The sequence below is a fragment of the Undibacterium sp. Xuan67W genome, assembly GCF_049340165.1.
GTDB lineage: Bacteria > Pseudomonadota > Gammaproteobacteria > Burkholderiales > Burkholderiaceae_D > Undibacterium.
The window spans coordinates 1-19792 of record NZ_JBMPPN010000037.1; the positions used below are offsets into that span (position 1 = coordinate 1).

The following is a 19792-nucleotide window of genomic DNA, read 5'->3' on the forward strand; positions in this document are numbered from 1 at the left end:
TCGTTCCGTTACCTGCTTAATCGCTTCTTTTTTAAATTCTTCAGTAAATCGTTTGCCAGACATAAGCACCTCTTCTTTGAACTAGATTATGAGGCTTAAATCTGTATAGTGAAAGCTGGGAAGTTCACCCTTCCAGTCGTCGGTTTTGATATTGACCAACTCTACAACGCTCTTTACCAAGAGTTTTGTGGTCGGACGTAGGTCTTCGCGGGTGTGTGCTCTTGGAGTGGCAGATTGAGTGGGGCTATCGATACGTAATTCGAATTCGTCTACGACCGATCTCATACGGTGCATGGTTGTCTTCGTGTGTCCTTCGTAATATTGAATATGTAAACGAAGAGAAGCTAACGCAAGGTTCAAACCACTAGAGTCATGCTCCGCGAAAATTTGCTCAATAAAGTAGCGCATAGCTGAAGCGCTCATAGTCCTATGAAACACCTGACCACGACGTAAATATTTATAGTCATTTATAAAGTCACCTGCCGAAGCTTCATTTAGGCCGTGTTCTAAATGTAAAACCTCTATTCCACGTGAAGTCGAAAATTGACCGTTAAATACTTGTTTTGCTATTTCATAGGCGTGAACAATTTGAGCATCCGAAATTTCCATAAATTTCCTGAATTTTTAAAGCGACGAGAGTGGAATGAAGTGCAACAACAGAATGGTAACAAAAGCGCTAAGAATTGCATATTTTCATCATATGGAATGACATTCAATTGATTATTCTCTGTCTTGAATTCAAATTCCCCCTCCAGTGCATCTCTGTTTTTACCCGTCAATTTATCTGCAACACCTTTTCCCCGTCTCGCTAAAAACGCCAAGATTTGCACGTCTGCGTATCAACACAAGCATTCCCCTTCGGGATTTTCTGCAATCGGTTCTCTCTTCGTTGCGACTGCGATTTTGACAAATTGCTTGCATTGCTTCTTGTCCAGCCATGCCATTCGTGGCTTAGGCGAAACGACTCAAAAATGATGCAGATAAACGAGTTGTGAAGTCTGCAAAAACAGAGCAAGTCAAAATCAACTTCAGGCTCAACCAGCCTAAAAACGATACGAAAGCAGAGAACAACATGAGCACATTTTTCGCACAGCCTTATAGCTTGGACGCAGTTGGTTTTTACTTTGATACCTTGGAGGCATATACCGAGAAATCAGAAAACCTGCTGGACGCTTTTGGCAGCCCTGTAGAAGAGTTTGAAATTCAATTCATAGATGGTGACGACTGCCAATTGTTTTCAGCGTGTGCTATCAATCAAGCCAATTTAAACCGATGGTTTGAAACTATTGCCGATTTAGCCGAGCATGAAAAAACAGCTTTGTATTATTTGTGCAGTGTTTCAAGCTATAACTTGGAAAATGCTTTGGATAAGCTGGAAGACGTGAATTTGTCCGAAGGCAGTTTGAAAGACGTTGCCGAGACGTTGTTTGATGAATTCTACTTAAGCGACGTACCGGAATCAGTGCGTGCTTATATTGATTATGAAAAGTATGCGCGGGATTGTGAAATGGGTGGCGACTTATATGAGTTTGATTTTGAAGGCGCAACTTGGACATGCACAAATGCTTCAAGCATTTAGTCAAAATAACGTGGACAGGGTGGGCAGGTTGGACTTGCCTACAGAAAGAACTGTTTTGATTGAAAATTTTGATAGGCTACGGCGTAGCCTATACGTAGCCTAGACACCAAGAAACAAAAAAGGGTTAGTGCCTACTACGGCTCTAACCCTTGATGTACTTGGTGGCCCGGGGCGGAATCGAACCACCGACACAAGGATTTTCAATCCTCTGCTCTACCGACTGAGCTACCAGGCCAAGACCAAGAATTATAGAGATGTGGTCGCTAATATGCAAGCATTTTATGAATTAACTTGCGACCTCATCCTGTTGTGACTTAATTCGCTGCTTTTTTGGCTGCCGTATAATATTGTGATTATTTCTCTGTTTGTAAGGTTTATAGCGCGATGGCGACTCAATCTGTACATAGCGATATTTGTATTGTTGGTGATGGTGCAGTTGGTAAGGCGGCTGCATTGGGTTTGTCTCAGCAAGGTTTGCGTGTGACTTTGCTCGCACCTTCGCATGCGCCTTCTCATTTGCCAGCATCTGTGGCTTCTGCTGCATCTATTGCCGAGGATTGGGATGTGCGAGTATTTGCGCTCAATCACGTGGCGCATGATTTGCTGAGTGGTTTAAAAGTCTGGGGTGCGTTGGATCATGAGCGGATTGCCAGTGTCGAGGCGATGCAGGTATTTGGCGGCAACGCGGCGTCGGATGGTAAGTTGGGTTTTGATGCGTATGGCGCGCATGTGCATGAGCTGGCATGGATTGTTGAGGATAAAAATCTGAATCAGGCTTTGGATAATGCATTGAAGTTTGCGCAGAACATTACGCAAGTCGCCGGACGTGCATCGCGTATTTCAGTGAATGACACTGAAGTTAGTATTCAACTTGAGAATAGTGATCAGCTAACTACCGCTTTGTTGATCGGTGCTGACGGGGCTCAGTCATGGGTGCGCGGGCAGGCCGATATTGGACTGGATTATCGCTCTTACGGGCAGCAGGGAGTTGTGACGAATTTCGCTTGTGAAAAACCGCATCGCGGGATTGCGCATCAATGGTTTGTTGAGGATCTGGGTATTATTGCGCTCTTGCCTCTGCCGGGGCAGCGCGTATCTCTGGTATGGTCTGCACCTGATCCTCTGGCTGGGCAGTTGTTGCGTGAGCCTTTAACGGCGCTGGCGGATCGTTTATTTGCGTATTGCCGTGAGGTGCTCGGGCGTTTAACACCTTTGGTTCCAGAGGTGGTTAAAGCGTTTCCTTTGCGTTTGATGCGACCACATTCGATGATCGCAGCGCGGGTGGCTTTGATTGGCGATGCCGGGCATGTCGTACACCCGATGGCCGGACATGGGATGAATCTGGGTTTTGGTGATGTACAGGCTTTATTGTCGGTACTCTCCGCACGTGAAGAGCATCGCGATTGTGGCGATGCGCGTGTTTTGCGCCGTTACCAGCGCGCACGCACTGAAGAGGTGGCATTGATGCAGTTGACAACTGACGGTCTGGCACGATTATTTGGTACTGATCTGGCGCCGCTGCGTCTGGTGCGTAATCTGGGATTGAACTTGCTGGATAGTTTGCCTGTCATAAAGAGAAAGCTGATTTCTCATGCAATGGGTAAATAGCATCCTATTTTGTTTTTTTGTATTTAATTGACGGACACGAACACTAATGAAAATCAAATCACTTATCGCTGCTTTGCTGATGTTATCGGCAACTTGTGTCATGGCAGAGACTGCTCAGGAAGCCGCTGTGAAAAAATTGGTGGAGCCTCGCCTGAATGACGGCACCAAAGTCGATTCAGTGACCAAGACTCCTTATGCAGGATTGTTCGAAGTGCGAGTCGGTAGCGATGTCATTTATACCGATGAAAAAGCCCAATATCTGTTTATCGGTAATGTCATTGATGCCCGCAATGCGACGAACTACACCAAGGTGCGTGTCGATGAGCTCAGCCGGGTTAAGTTTGCCGATTTGCCTTTTGAATCGGCGCTTAAAACAGTTAAAGGAAACGGCAAACGCGTGATCGCGATTTTTGAAGATCCGAACTGTGGTTACTGCAAGCGTTTCCGTAAGAATTTGCAGGACGTCGACAATGTCACGGTCTACACTTTTATGTATAACATTTTGTCAGAAGACTCCAGCGTCAAATCCAAAAACATCTGGTGTACTGCAGACCGCAATAAAGCATGGGATGAATGGATGTTGAATGGCAAGGTTGCACCGACTGCAGCGGCGAACTGCAATACACCGAACGAGAAAATTTTTGAACTCGGTAAGAAGTTACGTATTAATGGTACACCGACGATTTTCTTTGCCGATGGCTCACGTATTCCTGGTGCTGTCGATGTCAAAGGTCTGGAAGAGAAATTCTCTAGCCTGAAATAAGAGTGACTACCCGTTCGTATCACTTTCATTACCTCCGCCACTTCAGTCTCTTTAATATTACTGCATGAGTGAGAGCCAACAGTCCCTCAAAAAGTGGCGAGGTATTTTACTCGCTGCGGGACAAGGCCGGCGTTTTGATCAGAGCGGGCAGCGTAACAAACTGTTGCAGCCGGTTAGTGATCAGCAGACCGTGGCAGTCAGCAGCGCTAGGCACTTATTGGCGGCGCTGCCTGATACCCTAGCAGTTATTCCAGCATCCTCAGCTTGTTCAGTCTCTGCAATCCCCCAAACTTCGGCAACGACTGTTCTTGCACAGTCACTGCGAGATACAGGATGCGACATTGGTGTTTGCCCGCATGCAGAGCAGGGGATGGCGGCATCGTTGGTGTATGGCTTGCAACAGAGTCTCGACTATCAAGGGTGGGTCATTGCCTTAGCGGATATGCCCTATGTGCAGCCGTCAACGATCTGTCAGTTGCTGTCTGCTTTAGAGTCTGGTGCCGATATTGCCGTGTTGTGTTATCAGGGGAAGCTCGGCAATCCTGTGGCATTTTCGCGTACCCATTTGGCAGAGCTGCTTTTGTTGTCCGGTGACCAGGGTGCCAGAGATTTATTACGACGCTATCCAGTTGTTGAAATCGATGTCGATGATCTGGGGATTTTGCAAGACATTGACCGACCAGAAGATTTGCTGCGTTAAGTTCGTTTAAAACTTAAGGTGCGCTTTGCGGCAAGACGATTGTGAAATGCGCGCCCTCACCGGGACTGCTGTTCACCGTGATGCGTCCACCCAGTACACCTGTGACCAGGTTGTACACGATATATAAACCTAAGCCGCTACCACCTTGACCGAGTTTGGTCGTAAAGAACGGGTCGAATAAATGTGCGAGGGTATCGGCACCCATACCCTGACCATTGTCCCGATAATCCAGCAGAATCTCATTGTCGAATGTGTGAGCTGAGATCGTGATCTTGCCATCTTCCAGGCTATCAAAGCCATGCAGTAAAGAATTCGAAATTAAATTCGTGATGATCTGTTCTATCGGCCCCGGATAGCTATCGAGCTGAATTTTTTCCAGAATCCGGATATCGACATGATGACTGGTACGCTTGAGCATGGGCATCAGCGTGGTCATGACTTCATTGATGGTTGCTTCCAAATCAAACAGGCGACGCCGTGCGCTCGATTGATCAACAGCGACCTGCTTAAAATCAGAAATCAGTTTTGCGCTTCGGATCGCATTGTGCTCGATCATCGTACCCGCTTGTTTCATGAGTTCGGCAGAATGAATCGCCTCACTACGCCTTAGTTGGCCGCTATTGAGCTGTGTCAGGAACGCACTGCTCTCATCTTTTAAAGTGGATGCGACGGTCACGATATTGCCAATCGGCGTATTCAGTTCATGCGCGATACCGGCGACGAGATTGCCCAGTGCAGCGAGTTTCTCGGATTGCACCAGATGCTCCATCGCCTGTTGCAATTCTTCCGTGCGTTCGAGGACGCGATGCTCCAGCACCTGATTCAAATTTTCCAGCGCAATTTTCGTATTTTCTAATTCTGTAATATCAAGAATTGCGCCGATCATTCCATCTACTTCTCCCTTCTGATTTTTGAAGACGGCGCGATGAAAAATTACGTAGCGTGGATCATTGGATGTTTCGTTGATGCGGCGTTGGAATATTTGTTTTTCCTGACTGCCATATAGCAAAGCATCTTTTTCTTTGTAGATGGATACTTTATCCGGTGCGATCCAATCTTCAATTTTCTTATGAATGATATCTTCTCTGCGCAAGTGCATCATGTTCAAAAATGCGCCATTGAAACCAAGATATCGTCCCCCGCGATCTTTGTAAAAAATCGGGATGGGCATCGCTTCAAGCAAAGTCTCGAGAAAATTTCGCTCTCGCAGAATGGCTAATTTCGCAGCATTACGTTCAGTAATATCGTGAATACTGCAGCAGACTAACTGAGCGTCCTGCTTGCTAGGAAGTTTAATTAGTTGGATCTCACATGGAACTGAATCGCCGCTTGCGTTTCTGCACACCCATTCAAAACGGACATCTTGCCCAGTTAATGCTGATTCTAGATAATCTCTAATAATTTTCGCTGCTTCTGGGCCATCCTCTTGCAGCACCGAACTAAGTTGACGTGCATTTAGATCTAGGAGCTCCAGCTGCGAATAGCCAAATAGTTTTGCTGCATGACGATTTGCCTCGACGAATTTGTTTTTACCTACGTCTAATACCAGAATTGCTTCTGGCGCATGATCTATCAGTGTGCGATAAGTTGCCTCACTGTTTTGTAGGGCAATTTCTGCGAATTTGCGTTCGGTAATATCAATTAATGTTTCGAGTGCTCCGACTGTATTGCCCACTTCATCGACCAAGGGGACCGCAGTAAAATGTAGCCACTTTCCATGTTCACCGATTCTGCTGAAATAGCCTTCTGTTTCGACTGCACCGGCCACGTTTTTGCTTGGGGAAACATTGCTTTGGTAATGTGCCTGTATTGCCGCGATATTCATCCCATTTAATATCAGATTAGCGAGGCATGGACGGGTATCGTGATAAAAACCACGCCAAGCTTCTGTCGTTCCTATAATCTCATTAGCTGCCGTATGAGTCATTTGTGCCAGTAACGAATTCCACTGGGTAACGACATGACCCGCATTGATAGTAAATAATGCAACCGGTAAGCTTTGATATGTTTGCTGCATTTGATGTTCTATCGCGCTGACACGGGCGACTGCCAGTTTGCGGTCGGTAATATCCCTAGCGGACGCAATGGAGCGACGTTTGCCGTCGAGTTCTTCGATGTGCAATGAGACTTCTACCCAAAACAGGCAACCATCCGCGTGCCGGGCATGCCATTCAAAAAGCTGCGGCCCTTCATGGATGGCTTTATTCAACCAAACCTTACCCTCTGCATCGGTGTAGGGAGGATAATTCGCACTGAAATTCTCAATATTCAGGGCCGCAGCTTCCGCTTTAGTAAAACCGTATAGCTCAGTGAAGCGCATATTAATATCTATTAAAGCGCCATTTTCGAGATCACGGATGACGATTGCTTCGCTGCTGAAATTGAATAATTCACGATAATTATTTTCGCTACGCTCCAACGCTTTTTGACCATTCTTACGGATATGAATGAGAAATAACAACATGCCAAACAAAGTGATGAGACTAATCAACGTCACGGCAATTAACTGATCGTCGTTGCCGAACATGATAAATCCTTCAGTTGCGATGACGGTATTGGAAGGGGGATATTGGTTTTGCGCTGACAGAGGCGGCACAACGATCAGTAAGATAAATGTAGCCAAAACGCGTCGTAACGCAACAAACAATCGGATGGGGCTGTATGTCGTAGGAGGCGTGCAGAAAGCTATCATTTGCTCGGTGTGAGAAGACTTTGCCATTGTGCAAAGAGAAAAAAATAAACTGACATCAGCGATGACTGATTTTTCCTTATCTTAACTGCCAAATCGTGAAAAAGTGTCCGGCACATTATTTTTAGCGAACAAAGCGTTGTTTCGGGGAGCATGTGATGGCATTTACGAACTATCTTCTTAGCGTAAATATATCTAATGTCGGTAAATCCTCATAAAATATCTGGTTTTAAGCTGAAGCATAAAAATACTAAGATAGCGTTTTTATTAATTTTGCTACCAATCTGGCGCATGCGGAACTTGCTCATCAAGCGGGTAAGCAAATCAAGTAGATTAAGAACTTGAGTAAGTGACGCAAACAATTCAACACTAAATAAACTAATGGATATCCCAAATAAACAACTGGTGAATAAACTCGGTTTTTCCGGTTTGATTCCTTTCATTCTTCTCAGTCTGGCATGCTGGATCGTGCACCCTGACTGGTTAGGTTACTTTATCAAGGCGCAACTTTCTTACGGCATTATCATCTTGTCGTTTTTAGGAGGACTGCATTGGGGTGTCGCTCTGATGTCTCAGAATCGCGATACAGCCGATACCCGCAAGGCACTGATCTGGGGGGTAATCCCGACCATGATTGCCTGGTGTTCAATGGTGAACATGGGTGTCGGTTTTCTGGTGCAGATCGTTGGTTTTGTCGTTGCCTATCAAGTCGATAAACGTCTGTATCTCAGCTACGAATTGCCAGATTGGTTTATTATCTTGCGGCTACGCCTGACCGTCGTGGTGGTGACGGCGCTGGCCTTGACTTTTGTTGCCGCGAATGTGCGTTAATTATTTTTACCGTTTCAAGAAAGAATAAAGAGCATGACCAATGCCGCTGACAAGAAGACCTCTGTCAAATTAACTGCGAAGAAACAAGCTAAGGTCAACCAGGCCGCCACTGACTCCGCGATTCACTATCATATCGTCCCCAAAGATCTGGCCGGACACTTGTATCAGGTGCGTCTGAGTATCGCCCGCCCCGATCCTGCAGGGCAAATACTCACGCTACCTGCCTGGATTCCCGGTAGCTATATGGTTCGCGAGTTTGCTCGCAATATCGTACAGATCCATGCGCACAGTGCAGGTAAAAAAGTGCTGCTGAAAAAGCGTGATAAGCACACCTGGCAAGCCGCGCCCTGCGAAAGCGCATTGACGATTGAGTACGAAGTTTATGCCTGGGACTTATCGGTACGTGCTGCGCATCTTGATCAGCAACACGGCTTCTTTAACGGCACCAGTGTATTTTTGCAAGTTGCCGAGCAGGAGATGGTGCCACATATCGTGGACATTCAGCGTGCGGATGACGTCGCATGCAAAAACTGGCGTGTCGCGACAGCATTGCCAGAGTTGAAAGCCAAGCGCTATGGCTTTGGAACGTATATTGCCGCCAACTATGATGAGCTGATTGATCATCCGGTCGAGATGGGCAATTTCGTCATGGCGAGTTTTGACGCCCATGGCGTGCCACATGATTTTGTCGTGACGGGCATCGTGCCGAATCTGGATTTGCCGCGCATCGTCGCTGATCTGAAAAAAATCTGTGAGGCGCAAATCAGTTTCTTTGAACCAAAGACTAGACGCGCACCGATGGATCGCTATGTCTTCATGACGATGGCTGTTGGTGATGGCTATGGCGGACTGGAGCATCGTGCCTCGACGGCCTTGATTTGCAATCGTGTTGATTTGCCGTCGAAGAATCAGGTTGAGATGAGTGATGGCTATCGCAGCTTCCTTGGTTTATGCAGCCATGAATATTTCCATACCTGGAACGTCAAGCGTATTAAGCCGGCAGCATTTGCGCATTACGATTTGCGGCAAGAGAATTACACCAGCCTGCTCTGGTTGTTTGAGGGGTTCACTAGTTATTACGACGATCTGATGTTGGTACGTTCCGGCATGATTGATGAAGCCAGTTATTTCAAACTGTTATCAAAAACCATCAATATGGTGACACGCGGATCAGGACGCAAAAAGCAAAGCGTTGCCGACTCCAGTTTTGATGCCTGGACCAAATACTATCGTCAGGATGAGAACTCACCGAATGCGATTGTCAGCTACTACACCAAAGGTTCTTTAGTCGGCCTCGGACTGGATCTGACGATTCGTGCGGAGACCGCCGGTAAGAAATCCTTAGACGATGTGATGCGTGCTTTATGGCAAAAATACGGCCGTGATTTCTATGAAAAAACCTTGTCTGGCAAACAGCAAGGTCTCAGCGAAACAGAAATCGAAGCGATCATTGAACAAGCCACAGGCGTCAAGGCAAAACGTTTTCTCGACCGCTTTGTGCGCGGTACTGACGACCTACCAATGGCGGGCTTGTATGAAGACTTTGGTGTCATATTCAATGATGCAAGCAAAGGAACCAAGCGTGCCAAAGCCTCACTCGGCGTGCGCGTGGCGAAAGACGGCAATGATTGTAAACTCGCGAATGTCCACGAAACTCGTGCCGCGCATCGCGCCGGTTTATCCGCTGGTGATGTTCTGATTGCCATCAACGATTTGCGTGTGACCGCTGCCGACGCCGCCGATGGATTGTCGAACGCCCTGAGTCGTTATGCGGTAGGTGAAACTGTGCAATTGCATGCCTTCCGTCGTGATGAGTTGCTGGTGGTTCAGGCAAAGCTGCAAGCCGACGATATCCCTGCGTTATCGCTGGCTTTACAAGAGAACAGTAAGGCTTGTTTGTTGACTCACCGGCCTAGTTATCAAAGGCCCGTGAAGAAATAATACTGAGTAGGAGTATGGGAATATAGGTGGCTAATCCGCATATCAGACGAGCGGATTAGCCATTTTTTTATGGATACTCCCTATTTTTATTATTTTTATAGAGAAATCCTCAATATGCGAACAGCATATTTATGTGATTAATTGGAAACTTTTTAAAGCAATCTGTATCAGAGATTTATCCTCCAGAAAATCCTGATGCATAAACCAATTTCCTTCAATCGCCAGCGTCTGTTGACCCTGCTCCCGATTTTGCTCTTGCACATAGGCTTGCTGCTCGTGATGCGTGCGCCAATGGTGTATTCAGAGGTGAAAAGTATACGTTACCTACAGCTATTGCAGCTCCGGCCAGACGCCGCATCGCCATTGTCTGAGTCAGCAACGGAGAAAGCGATTTCTCCTAATGTTCCGCGCAAAACACATAGGGTAATCGCGCCGAATTCTGCCTCTGATCGTCCGAGCGTTGATCAACCGCCGCAGCACAAACGAGATCCGGAGCATCAAGACCAAAGAGTCTCTGCTCAAGCCCTTAGCTCAGCCCCTAGTTCAGCCTTAGATCTGGAACGCATCCGTCAACACTTTCAGCAAAGCGAAAAGACGCGTCAGCCTGATTTACTGGAGCAGCAGCAACTGGCGCAAATAACGGTGACGCCAGAAATGAAACTACAAACCGAACTGGACAAAGCACATCGCGAGGACTGTATGATGGCACGTTCGGAGGGAGTAAAATTCGGCAATGTCACGGTGAAGGGTTTGCTGATCATTGCACCAGTCCTGGTCGATACGATCAAGGGTAAAGGATGCAAGTGGTAGCGCTATAGCACTGTCTAAGTTTGGGCAGTGCTTCTGTACCTCTGACGTCAAATCATGAGATTAAATTTCAATGTACTCACGCAGTATTCATGCGCCTCGCAGGCCAAAAACACGCCATTAGCCGCATAAATGCTGCGCAATCAAGATTAGTCCAGCATTAAAAAAACAGTTTCTGCAATTCCCGCCCTGGATTTTCTGCCCGCATAAATGCTTCGCCAACCAGGAAGCCATGGACATTTGCATCCCGCACGCGTTTGACGTCGGCGGTGCTCATGATGCCCGATTCGGTGATGACTAATTTGTCCGGTGAGATGCGTGGCAATAAACCGATTGTCGTATCTAACGACACATCAAAAGTACGCAGATTGCGGTTGTTGATGCCTAACAGATTGGTTTTTAGTTTTAAGGCGGCGTCGAGTTCTTCGCCGTCATGCACCTCGACCAGCACATCCATCCCCAATTCATGCGCGCAAGCTTCGAGTTCTGCCATCAGACCGTGATCGAGTGCCGAGACGATCAGCAGAATGCAGTCGCCCCCCCAGCTACGAGCCTGATATACCTGATAAGGATCGATCAGGAAATCTTTGCGCAGAGCGGGAATGTGGCAAGCCGCGCGTGCTTGTTTCAGATAGTCTGGCGCACCTTGGAAAAACTGCTCATCGGTCAACACAGAAAGACAAGCTGCGCCGTGGTCTGCGTAACTGAGCGCGATGTCAGCAGGTTTAAAGTCAGCACGTAACACACCTTTGGACGGTGACGCTTTTTTGATTTCAGCAATTACACCTGCCTGACCGGCGTTGATTTTATTTCGCAAACTGGCTTCAAATCCGCGTATCGATGCACGTGCTTCGGTATCGCTTTCGACTTCGCTACGAAGGCTGGTGTACGATTGAACTTTTTTAGCGGCAGCGACTTCATCGACTTTGACTGCCAGAATTTTATTCAGAATATCTGACACGATTACGCTCCTTTACCTAATTGCTGCGTGACCTGTACCAATTGCTCCAGCTTCGCGAGAGCAGCCCCGGAGGCGATGGCCGTCTGTGCTTTTTTGACGCCATCGGCGATCGAGTCGGCGATACCCGCACCATACAGCGCCGCACCTGCGTTCAGGCTTACGATATCGGTCGCAGCGCCAGTTACGTTGTGCATGACTTCCATAATCTTGGCTTTGGATTCTTCTGCGCCAGATACTCTGAGCTGACGGTTGGAGACCATATTCAGGCCAAAATCCTCGGGATGAATATCATATTCGCGGATTTCGCCATTCACCAGTTCGCCGACCATGGTGGGTGCACCGAGTGAGACTTCATCCATATTGTCGCGTCCCCACACTACTAGCGCATGTTGCGCGCCAAGGCGTTGCAATACGCGGACTTGAATACCGACCAGATCGGGGTGGAATACGCCCATCAAAATATTAGGTGCGCCAGCCGGATTAGTTAGCGGTCCGAGAATATTGAATATCGTCCGCACGCCAAGTTCTTTGCGCACCGGCGCAGCGTGTTTCATCGCAGCGTGATGATTTGGTGCGAACATAAAGCCGATACCGGTTTGTGCGATGGATTGCGCAATTTGTTCTGGCTGCAAATTGATATTTACGCCCAGCGATTCCAGCACGTCCGCACTGCCGGAGGATGACGATACGCTGCGACCGCCGTGCTTGGCGACACGCGCACCCGCTGCAGCAGTCACAAACATCGATGCAGTAGAAATATTAAAGGTATGTGCACCGTCCCCACCGGTACCGACGATGTCGATCATGTTCGTCGTATTTGCCAGCGGAACTTTGGTGGAGAACTCTCGCATGACCTGCGCCGCTGCTGTGATCTCCCCTATGCTTTCCTTCTTCACCCGCAGACCCATGGTCAATGCAGTGATCATCACAGGAGACATTTCGCCGCCCATGATTTTACGGAACAGATACAGCATTTCGTCGTGAAAAATTTCACGGTGTTCGATTAATCGCGTCAACGCTTCTTGTTGGGAGATGGTCATCTTATTTTCCGATCAAAAAATTTTTCAATAGCGCGTGACCATGCTCAGACAGAATTGATTCGGGATGGAATTGCACACCCTGCAAATCAAATTCCTTATGGCGCACACCCATGATTTCGCCGTCTTCGGTCCACGCGGTGACTTCCAGGCAAGCGGGTAAGCTTGAGCGCTCAATCGCCAGTGAGTGGTAGCGCGTGATGGTATAAGGACTAGGTAAGTCGCTAAACACGCCGACACCAGTGTGCGCAATCGGCGAGGTTTTACCATGCATCACCTCTTTGGCGCGGATGATCTTGCCACCGAAGGCTGCACCGATACTTTGATGTCCAAGGCACACCCCAAGAATCGGAAGTTGTCCGGAAAAACGTTCGATCAAAGGCACCGAGATACCAGCCTCGTGCGGCGTGCAAGGGCCGGGAGAAATACAGATGCGGTCGGGCTTCATCGCGGCGATTTCATCTAGCGTGATTTCATCATTGCGATAGGTGCGTACCTCTTCACCCAACTCAGCAAAATATTGCACTAGGTTGTAGGTAAAGGAATCGTAGTTGTCGATCATGAGTAACATTTATATCTCCCCGTCCAGGCCATCCTGCACTTGTTCTGCCGCACGTAAAACAGCACGTGCTTTGTTTTCGGTTTCTTGCCATTCCATTTCCGGAACAGAGTCGGCAACGATCCCTGCTGCCGCCTGCACATGCAGCATGCCATCTTTTAAAACACCAGTACGAATGGCGATGGCCAAGTCCATTTCTCCGCCGAAGGATAAATAACCACAAGCACCACCGTAAATGCCGCGTTTGGTCGGCTCTAACTGGTCGATCAATTCCATGGCTCTGACCTTCGGCGCACCGGATAAAGTGCCGGCAGGGAAGGTCGCTTTCAGGACATCGAGATTCGATAAGCCGTGTTGCAGAATGCCTTCTACATTGGAGACGATGTGCTGTACGTGGGAGTATTTTTCGATCACCATCTGGTCAGTCACTTTGACGCTGCCGGTTTTCGCGATACGGCCGACGTCGTTCCGTGCCAGATCGATCAGCATGACGTGCTCGGCGATTTCTTTCGGATCTGCCAGCAATTCTTTGGCAAGTTGTGCATCGAGTTCTGGTGTACTGCCGCGTGGCCGTGTACCTGCCAATGGGCGTATTGTGACTTTTTTATTGCCGTCACTGAGTTGTTCGTTGCGTACTAAGATTTCAGGTGATGCTCCGATGATCTGCATATCGCCAAAATTGTAGAAGTACATGTACGGCGATGGATTCAGCGAGCGTAATGCGCGATACAGTGAGAGCGGCGAATCAACATAAGGCTTGCGTATGCGTTGACCGATTTGTACTTGCATCAGATCACCTGCCATGACGTATTCTTTGGCTTTTTCAACCGCTGTCAGATAGTCGGCTTTGGCGAAATCACGAATTGACTCGGTACGGACGGATGCTGAAGTGACCGGTGCGTCCACGCTGCGACGTAGCATGGCGCGCAAATCTTTTAGTCGCTGTCGGGCTTTGGACCAGGCTTCGGGCTGAGTCGGATCGGCATACACGATTAAATACAATTTGCCTGACAGATTGTCGATGACGGCGAGTTCTTCAGTCACCAGCAATTGAATATCGGGTAAACCGAGATCATCTTTGGGGGCACTGTGTTCCAGTCGTTTTTCGACATAGCGCACCGCATCGTAGCCAAAATAGCCGGCCAGTCCTCCACAGAAACGCGGTAATCCTGGGCGCAGCGCAACCTTGAAGCGCGACTGAAATGCGGCGATGAATTCGAGTGGATTTCCCTCGACGGTTTCAATCACTTTTCCGTCTTTGACGACTTCGCTTCGGTTACCGTAGCTGCGCATCAGTGTGTTGGCTGGCAGGCCGATAAAGGAGTAGCGGCCAAAGCGCTCGCCGCCCATGACGGATTCCAGCAGGAAGGTATTCTTGCCTGTATTCTGGGTTTGCGCCAGTTTCAGATAAAGAGTTAAAGGCGTTTCCAGATCGGCGAAAGCTTCCGCGATCATAGGGATACGGTTGTAGCCTTGCGCGGCCAGCGATTTAAATTCGAGTTCGGTCATGATGTGCTTTCAGCCGCCTCTATGCAATTTGAGGATGAAGGCGGATAAGACTAGATGAGAAAAACGTGTTCAGACATTTGCTCAAGGGATAAGGGCGAGCAAAGGCCTGCGCGGCATCAGGTAGATTGCCAGCGTCGCCATAGCCAGGCCTCAAAGGTGCCTGGTGTGATTGCGAGACGTTTTATATCGGGAAACATTCGTTAGAGTGAGAACGTTAGTTGAATTCAGTGTGAATTTCATGCAGAAAGTAGTTGTGCTGCTTCCCACAGGTTGCCGACTATACCATCAGTATCAACATTTTGTATAGCCTCGCCGTGATTGTAGCCGTAGGGTACATGCAACACGGGGCAACCTGCTGCACGAGCCGCTTGCGCGTCGTTCGACGAGTCGCCGATGGCCAATACCTGTGCGGGATTCAGTGCAAAATCGCTACAGACTTGTAATAGCGCCATTGGATCCGGTTTTTTTCGCGGGAAAGAGTCGCCGCCGTAAACGATTTCGAAATAGTCGCTCAAGCCTTTTTTCGCTAGCAAAGGCAGCGCGAAATTCATTGGCTTATTCGTCACGCAGGCGAGTCGCAAACCGCGGTCACGCATCGCATTCAAACCCTCGAGCACTTTGGGATAAAGCGTACTGTAATCCCCGTTAATCGCAAGGTAATGGCGCTGATAAGCGGCGAGTGCGTCTTCAAAGTGAATGGCAATAGCCGCTTCATCAAAATCCACTGCTAGCACGCGATGAATCAGATTCTCAGAACCTTTACCAACAAAGTTCGTAATCGTTGTGATATCCAGCGGCGTCAATCCCAGCTCGGCACGCATACGATTAATCGCAATCAGAAAATCGGGTGCGGTATCTAACATGGTGCCGTCGAGGTCAATGATGACGGCGTGGATATTGTTGAACATGGAGTTGTGTGTTCTTAAGGGGAATGGGGTTGTCTGGTAAAACGATATGGCTGATGAGGTAACTAAAGAGGTAAATGAACTAGCGATATTCAATATGAGTATATCTAATGAGATCTTGTGTCAGAAAGAAAAAGTCAGCCAGTTTTAAAAATTTATAGGATTGAATCCGCAGTATCCATGCGCCTTTGCGGGCAATAGTGTTCGGTAAGGCGCATAAACACTGCGGGCTTGTCCTGTATTTATCCTACTGTTGCTAATTCAGCGCGCATCGCGTTGATCACTGCCATGTAGTCCGGTTTGCCGAAGATGGCCGAGCCTGCAACAAACGTGTCTGCGCCGGCGCGGGCAATGTCGGCGATGTTGTCAACTTTGACGCCGCCATCGACTTGCAGCAAGATGTCGCGGCCTGATTCGTCGATCAGGCGTCTGACAGCAGCGATTTTTTTCAGAGTGTGAGGAATAAACGATTGACCGCCGAAGCCTGGGTTGACCGACATCAGCAAAATCAGATCGAGTTTGTCCATGACGTGTTCCAGAACATATAGTGGTGTCGCAGGGTTCAACACCAGACCGGCTTTGCAGCCGTGATCGCGGATCAGTTGCAAACTACGATCAATGTGCTCGGAGCCTTCCGGGTGGAAGCTGATCAGGTTTGCACCGGCTTTGGCAAAATCGGGAATAATGCGATCTACGGGCTTGACCATCAGATGGACATCAATCGGTACCTGAACGTGCGGGCGTATGGCCTCGCAGACGAGCGGGCCGATGGTCAGATTGGGAACATAATGGTTGTCCATGACATCAAAGTGAATCATGTCAGCGCCAGCGGTGACAACGTTGCGAACTTCTTCCCCCAGGCGAGCAAAATCGGCTGAGAGGATGCTAGGAGCGATACGATAAGTGGTCATAGTCAATGCAAGTGGAGTCGAGATACACTATTTTACTCTTCTGCCCGCGGTAAGATGATGATGAATGATGATCTGGGGAGCTGTGGCCGATGCGTCGCCATACTACAATATGCGTAATGATGAGAAGGAACAGAACCGTTGAAAGAACCTATGGCAGCTTATGAGATGCAGATTTCCGTAATAACGAAATATTTAGAAGAACAATCGAATCCTGATCATTCGAGTTTTGTATTTGCCTATACAGTGACGATCAAAAACACCGGTACAGTACCAGCGCAGGTGATTGCACGTCACTGGATTATTACTGATGCGAAAGATCATGTGGAGGAAGTGAAGGGGCTAGGTGTCGTCGGACATCAGCCGTTTTTGCAACCCGGGCAGAGTTTTGAATACAGCAGCGGCAGCGAGCTGAAGACGCCGCAGGGTAGTATGAAGGGGCTCTATTTTTGTGTTGCGGAAGATGGGCATCGTTTTGATGCGCCGATCCCGGAGTTCGTTCTGTCCTTACCGCGCACTTTGCATTAGTCGCCGTTATGGCTAGCTTGATGCGATTACCAGAGTCAGTCTCGATGCACTGACTGCCAGACGTCAGTTAGACTTATTCGGGATCGGATTTTTGCTCTTTTTTTACTGGCGCTTTCTCAGAGTCACGCCCTTGGAACATCGTCCACCAGACAATAAACACGAGCAAGAACATTGCTACACCGGCTTCTATTGCTAATAACCACATGTTGATTTCCCTATGTTGAAATTTTCCGCAATTCTACCCCTGACTGCTGTTACCGTATTGCTGACTGCATGTACCTCAGCCCCGATTGATAAAACGTCTGTGGCGATTCCTCCTGTAACTTCAGCCATGCCGGCTCCAGTCACCACCGGGACAACAGCAGCTGCGATAAAAAATACAGATATATTGAAACCAGTAAGTTTTAGCACCTTACCCGGTTGGCAGCAGGATGATCTGACCGAGGCTTGGCCTGCATTTATGGCATCTTGTTCCGCATTGCGCACTAAACCTGACTGGAGAGAGCCATGTGCTATCGCCAAAGAGGTCGAGGCAAAAGACAATGCGGCTGTGCGACTTTTTTTTGAATCTTTCTTTGTGCCGCATCAGGTGAGTAATCCCGATGGGACTGGCGAGGGTATGATTACTGGATATTATGAACCTTTGTTAAAGGGCTCGCGAAAACGTGGCGGCGCTTTTCAGGCTCCTTTATATCGCACGCCTCCTGATTTGTTGACGATTGATTTGTCTGGTTTGTATCCGGAGTTGAAAAATTTGCGGCTGCGCGGGCGGGTTGTCGGAAATAAAGTCGTGCCATATGCATCGCGCGCTGAGATCTTGCCCGCCCTTGCGGGCAAGGAATTGGTTTGGGTCGATGATGCGATTGACGCATTCTTTTTGCAGATACAGGGTTCCGGGCGCGTTGCGTTGAGCGACACAAATGAAGTCATCCGGCTCGCGTATGCGGATCAGAACGGGCATCCATATAAATCGATCGGACGTTATCTGGTCGATAAAGGCGAACTCAAACTGGAGCAAGCATCTGCTCAAGGCATTAAGGAATGGTTGCTTAAAAATCCAAGTCGCCAGGATGAGTTATTGAACGTCAATCCTAGCGTGGTATTTTTTAAAGAGGAAAAAATTCTTGATCCGGCGATAGGGCCAAAGGGGGCTTTGGGTGTTCCCTTGACGGGACAGCGTTCAATCGCGATTGATCCGCAATTTTTGCCCCTGGGTGTTCCGGTCTTTTTGTCGACCACGCAGCCGAACAGTACGCGTGCTTTGCAAAAGCTCGTAGTGGCACAAGATACCGGTGGTGCGATTCGAGGCGCTGTGCGTGCGGATTATTTTTGGGGTTTTGGTAACGAAGCCGGTGAGCAGGCTGGTCGTATGAAGCAACGCGGTATGTTGTGGGTATTGCTGCCGAAATCTATTAATTGAACTTAGCTGCGAAGTTGCCGTTAGGCTCATTTAGTTGTGACTCAGATGTCATCGTTAATTTAAGTTGTGTATAAATAGCTAATGTATATAGCTCATATAAATAAAGAGGCTTGCATGGAATACCAAAATATTATTGTCGAGACGAAGGATAAGGTCGGTGTCATTACACTAAACCGACCTAAGGCTTTAAATGCTTTAAATGATCAGCTCATGGATGAATTGGGTGCTGCACTGAAGGCATTCGATTTGAATGAGGCGATTGGCTGTATCGTAATTACCGGCAGCGAAAAAGCATTTGCTGCGGGTGCGGATATCGGTGCGATGGCGAATTACTCTTATATGGATGCCTATAAGAATGATTACATTACCCGTAACTGGGAGCAAATTCGTCAAATTCGCAAGCCAGTGATTGCGGCAGTTGCTGGCTATGCCTTGGGTGGTGGATGTGAGCTTGCCATGATGTGTGATTTTATTATTGCGGCAGAAAATGCAAAATTCGGTCAACCGGAAATTAAATTGGGAACCTTGCCTGGCGCAGGTGGTACACAAAGATTGCCAAGAGCGATTTCGAAATCCAAGGCCATGGATATGTGCCTGACGGCGCGCATGATGGATGCTGCTGAGGCTGAACGTGCGGGATTAGTGTCCCGTATTGTGCCACTGGATAAATTACTGGAAGAAGCCATCGGCGCTGCAATGGTGATTGCATCCATGTCTCTGCCCATCGTCATGATGGTTAAAGATTCAGTCAACCGTGCTTATGAAACGACATTATCCGAAGGCGTCCAGTATGAGCGCCGTCTGTTTCACAGCAGCTTTGCTACGGAGGATCAGAAGGAAGGTATGAAAGCCTTCATGGAAAAGCGTCCGGCGAATTTCAAAAACCAGTAGGGAACGTATGGAGCAGTTGGTCGCATTTTATTTATAAAATATTGGTCAAAAGTCCTTGCAATGGTGTGTGGTATTTGCTATAGTTCGGCTCCCGTCGAGAGGCGGGGGGAGAAAAGAAAGTGAAGTAGTTGATACAGGTTTTAGAAGTGAAGAGTT

The 19792-nt window shown here is 48.2% G+C and carries 19 protein-coding genes and 1 tRNA gene; 10 read left to right on the plus strand and 10 right to left on the minus strand.

Translation table 11 applies throughout. The annotated features are described in order from the left end of the window. Positions 1–81: 81 nt before the first annotated feature. Positions 82–609 (minus strand): hypothetical protein, encoded by a 528-nt coding sequence (locus tag ACO0LE_RS19605; RefSeq protein ID WP_422962011.1) that lies wholly within the window; start codon positions 607–609, stop codon positions 82–84. A 463-nt stretch (positions 610–1072) separates the two neighbouring features. Between ACO0LE_RS19605 and ACO0LE_RS19610 the strand changes: the two genes are divergently transcribed. After that, on the plus strand, positions 1073–1579 hold the full coding sequence (locus ACO0LE_RS19610; protein WP_422962012.1) for an antirestriction protein ArdA: 507 nt from the start codon (positions 1073–1075) through the stop codon (positions 1577–1579). A gap of 159 nt (positions 1580–1738) precedes the next feature. Here ACO0LE_RS19610 and ACO0LE_RS19615 read toward each other — a convergent pair. Then, positions 1739–1814: transfer RNA gene (locus ACO0LE_RS19615), tRNA-Phe, on the minus strand. A gap of 149 nt (positions 1815–1963) precedes the next feature. On the opposite strand from ACO0LE_RS19615, the gene ACO0LE_RS19620 reads away from it, so the two are divergent. The 3 genes from ACO0LE_RS19620 (at position 1964) to ACO0LE_RS19630 (ending at position 4650) form a co-directional block, all read left to right on the plus strand. Next, a complete protein-coding gene (locus ACO0LE_RS19620; protein ID WP_422962013.1) occupies positions 1964–3187 on the plus strand; it encodes an FAD-dependent monooxygenase in 1224 nt (407 codons plus the stop codon). A 46-nt stretch (positions 3188–3233) separates the two neighbouring features. After that, on the plus strand, positions 3234–3950 hold the full coding sequence (locus tag ACO0LE_RS19625) for a DsbC family protein (protein ID WP_422962014.1): 717 nt from the start codon (positions 3234–3236) through the stop codon (positions 3948–3950). Between the two features lie 64 nt (positions 3951–4014). Then, positions 4015–4650: a nucleotidyltransferase family protein gene (locus ACO0LE_RS19630; protein ID WP_422962015.1), complete on the plus strand. Its 636-nt coding sequence runs from the start codon at positions 4015–4017 to the stop codon at positions 4648–4650. A gap of 13 nt (positions 4651–4663) precedes the next feature. Here ACO0LE_RS19630 and ACO0LE_RS19635 read toward each other — a convergent pair whose 3' ends face one another. After that, positions 4664–7273: a PAS domain-containing sensor histidine kinase gene (locus tag ACO0LE_RS19635; RefSeq protein WP_422962016.1), complete on the minus strand. Its 2610-nt coding sequence runs from the start codon at positions 7271–7273 to the stop codon at positions 4664–4666. A 447-nt stretch (positions 7274–7720) separates the two neighbouring features. Between ACO0LE_RS19635 and ACO0LE_RS19640 the strand changes: the two genes are divergently transcribed. The 3 genes from ACO0LE_RS19640 to ACO0LE_RS19650 all read left to right on the plus strand — a co-directional run bounded on the left by ACO0LE_RS19640 (position 7721) and on the right by ACO0LE_RS19650 (position 10921). After that, the gene (locus ACO0LE_RS19640; protein WP_422962017.1) at positions 7721–8170 is read left to right on the plus strand and encodes a DUF3429 domain-containing protein; all 450 of its coding nucleotides are present in this window, start codon (positions 7721–7723) and stop codon (positions 8168–8170) included. A gap of 33 nt (positions 8171–8203) precedes the next feature. Beyond that, positions 8204–10111, plus strand: a complete 1908-nt coding sequence (locus tag ACO0LE_RS19645) for a M61 family metallopeptidase (protein WP_422962018.1) — start codon at positions 8204–8206, stop codon at positions 10109–10111. A 195-nt stretch (positions 10112–10306) separates the two neighbouring features. Further along, positions 10307–10921 (plus strand): hypothetical protein, encoded by a 615-nt coding sequence (locus tag ACO0LE_RS19650; RefSeq protein ID WP_422962019.1) that lies wholly within the window; start codon positions 10307–10309, stop codon positions 10919–10921. Positions 10922–11078: 157 nt separating this feature from the next. Here the strand turns inward: ACO0LE_RS19650 and trpC are convergent, their stop codons facing one another. The 6 genes from trpC to rpe all read right to left on the minus strand — a co-directional run bounded on the left by trpC (position 11079) and on the right by rpe (position 16800). Beyond that, positions 11079–11879 carry an indole-3-glycerol phosphate synthase TrpC gene (trpC, locus tag ACO0LE_RS19655; protein WP_422962020.1) on the minus strand — a complete coding sequence of 267 codons (801 nt, stop codon included), beginning with the start codon at positions 11877–11879 and terminating at the stop codon, positions 11079–11081. A 2-nt stretch (positions 11880–11881) separates the two neighbouring features. Beyond that, positions 11882–12919, minus strand: coding sequence for an anthranilate phosphoribosyltransferase (trpD, locus tag ACO0LE_RS19660; RefSeq protein ID WP_422962021.1), 1038 nt, complete (start codon positions 12917–12919; stop codon positions 11882–11884). A gap of 1 nt (position 12920) precedes the next feature. Continuing rightward, positions 12921–13487 (minus strand): aminodeoxychorismate/anthranilate synthase component II, encoded by a 567-nt coding sequence (locus tag ACO0LE_RS19665; RefSeq protein ID WP_422962022.1) that lies wholly within the window; start codon positions 13485–13487, stop codon positions 12921–12923. Beyond that, positions 13488–14984 (minus strand): anthranilate synthase component I, encoded by a 1497-nt coding sequence (gene trpE, locus ACO0LE_RS19670; protein ID WP_422962023.1) that lies wholly within the window; start codon positions 14982–14984, stop codon positions 13488–13490. Positions 14985–15220: 236 nt separating this feature from the next. Continuing rightward, a complete protein-coding gene (locus tag ACO0LE_RS19675; RefSeq protein WP_422962024.1) occupies positions 15221–15892 on the minus strand; it encodes a phosphoglycolate phosphatase in 672 nt (223 codons plus the stop codon). Between the two features lie 239 nt (positions 15893–16131). Continuing rightward, a complete protein-coding gene (gene rpe / locus ACO0LE_RS19680; protein ID WP_422962025.1) occupies positions 16132–16800 on the minus strand; it encodes a ribulose-phosphate 3-epimerase in 669 nt (222 codons plus the stop codon). Positions 16801–16950: 150 nt separating this feature from the next. Between rpe and apaG the strand changes: the two genes are divergently transcribed. Beyond that, positions 16951–17325, plus strand: coding sequence for a Co2+/Mg2+ efflux protein ApaG (gene apaG / locus ACO0LE_RS19685; protein WP_422962029.1), 375 nt, complete (start codon positions 16951–16953; stop codon positions 17323–17325). 73 nt (positions 17326–17398) lie between these two features. On the opposite strand, the gene ACO0LE_RS19690 is transcribed toward apaG, so the two are convergent. Next, positions 17399–17530 (minus strand): hypothetical protein, encoded by a 132-nt coding sequence (locus ACO0LE_RS19690; protein ID WP_422962026.1) that lies wholly within the window; start codon positions 17528–17530, stop codon positions 17399–17401. Positions 17531–17542: 12 nt separating this feature from the next. Here ACO0LE_RS19690 and ACO0LE_RS19695 point away from each other — a divergent pair, with 12 nt between their 5' ends. Together ACO0LE_RS19695 and ACO0LE_RS19700 are read left to right on the plus strand one after the other, a co-directional pair. Continuing rightward, a complete protein-coding gene (locus tag ACO0LE_RS19695) occupies positions 17543–18745 on the plus strand; it encodes a murein transglycosylase A (protein WP_422962027.1) in 1203 nt (400 codons plus the stop codon). Between the two features lie 114 nt (positions 18746–18859). Next, positions 18860–19636, plus strand: a complete 777-nt coding sequence (locus tag ACO0LE_RS19700) for an enoyl-CoA hydratase (protein ID WP_422962028.1) — start codon at positions 18860–18862, stop codon at positions 19634–19636. The last annotated feature ends 156 nt before the right edge of the window (positions 19637–19792 follow it).

Coding starts and splice junctions, on each gene's coding strand:
- ACO0LE_RS19605 (WP_422962011.1), bottom strand. CDS start 609: ATGGAAATTTCGGATGCTCAAATTGTTCACGCCTATGAAATAGCAAAA.
- ACO0LE_RS19610 (WP_422962012.1), top strand. CDS start 1,073: ATGAGCACATTTTTCGCACAGCCTTATAGCTTGGACGCAGTTGGTTTT.
- ACO0LE_RS19620 (WP_422962013.1), top strand. CDS start 1,964: ATGGCGACTCAATCTGTACATAGCGATATTTGTATTGTTGGTGATGGT.
- ACO0LE_RS19625 (WP_422962014.1), top strand. CDS start 3,234: ATGAAAATCAAATCACTTATCGCTGCTTTGCTGATGTTATCGGCAACT.
- ACO0LE_RS19630 (WP_422962015.1), top strand. CDS start 4,015: ATGAGTGAGAGCCAACAGTCCCTCAAAAAGTGGCGAGGTATTTTACTC.
- ACO0LE_RS19640 (WP_422962017.1), top strand. CDS start 7,721: ATGGATATCCCAAATAAACAACTGGTGAATAAACTCGGTTTTTCCGGT.
- ACO0LE_RS19645 (WP_422962018.1), top strand. CDS start 8,204: ATGACCAATGCCGCTGACAAGAAGACCTCTGTCAAATTAACTGCGAAG.
- ACO0LE_RS19650 (WP_422962019.1), top strand. CDS start 10,307: ATGCATAAACCAATTTCCTTCAATCGCCAGCGTCTGTTGACCCTGCTC.
- trpD (WP_422962021.1), bottom strand. CDS start 12,919: ATGACCATCTCCCAACAAGAAGCGTTGACGCGATTAATCGAACACCGT.
- ACO0LE_RS19665 (WP_422962022.1), bottom strand. CDS start 13,487: ATGTTACTCATGATCGACAACTACGATTCCTTTACCTACAACCTAGTG.
- trpE (WP_422962023.1), bottom strand. CDS start 14,984: ATGACCGAACTCGAATTTAAATCGCTGGCCGCGCAAGGCTACAACCGT.
- ACO0LE_RS19675 (WP_422962024.1), bottom strand. CDS start 15,892: ATGTTCAACAATATCCACGCCGTCATCATTGACCTCGACGGCACCATG.
- rpe (WP_422962025.1), bottom strand. CDS start 16,800: ATGACCACTTATCGTATCGCTCCTAGCATCCTCTCAGCCGATTTTGCT.
- apaG (WP_422962029.1), top strand. CDS start 16,951: ATGGCAGCTTATGAGATGCAGATTTCCGTAATAACGAAATATTTAGAA.
- ACO0LE_RS19690 (WP_422962026.1), bottom strand. CDS start 17,530: ATGTGGTTATTAGCAATAGAAGCCGGTGTAGCAATGTTCTTGCTCGTG.
- ACO0LE_RS19695 (WP_422962027.1), top strand. CDS start 17,543: ATGTTGAAATTTTCCGCAATTCTACCCCTGACTGCTGTTACCGTATTG.
- ACO0LE_RS19700 (WP_422962028.1), top strand. CDS start 18,860: ATGGAATACCAAAATATTATTGTCGAGACGAAGGATAAGGTCGGTGTC.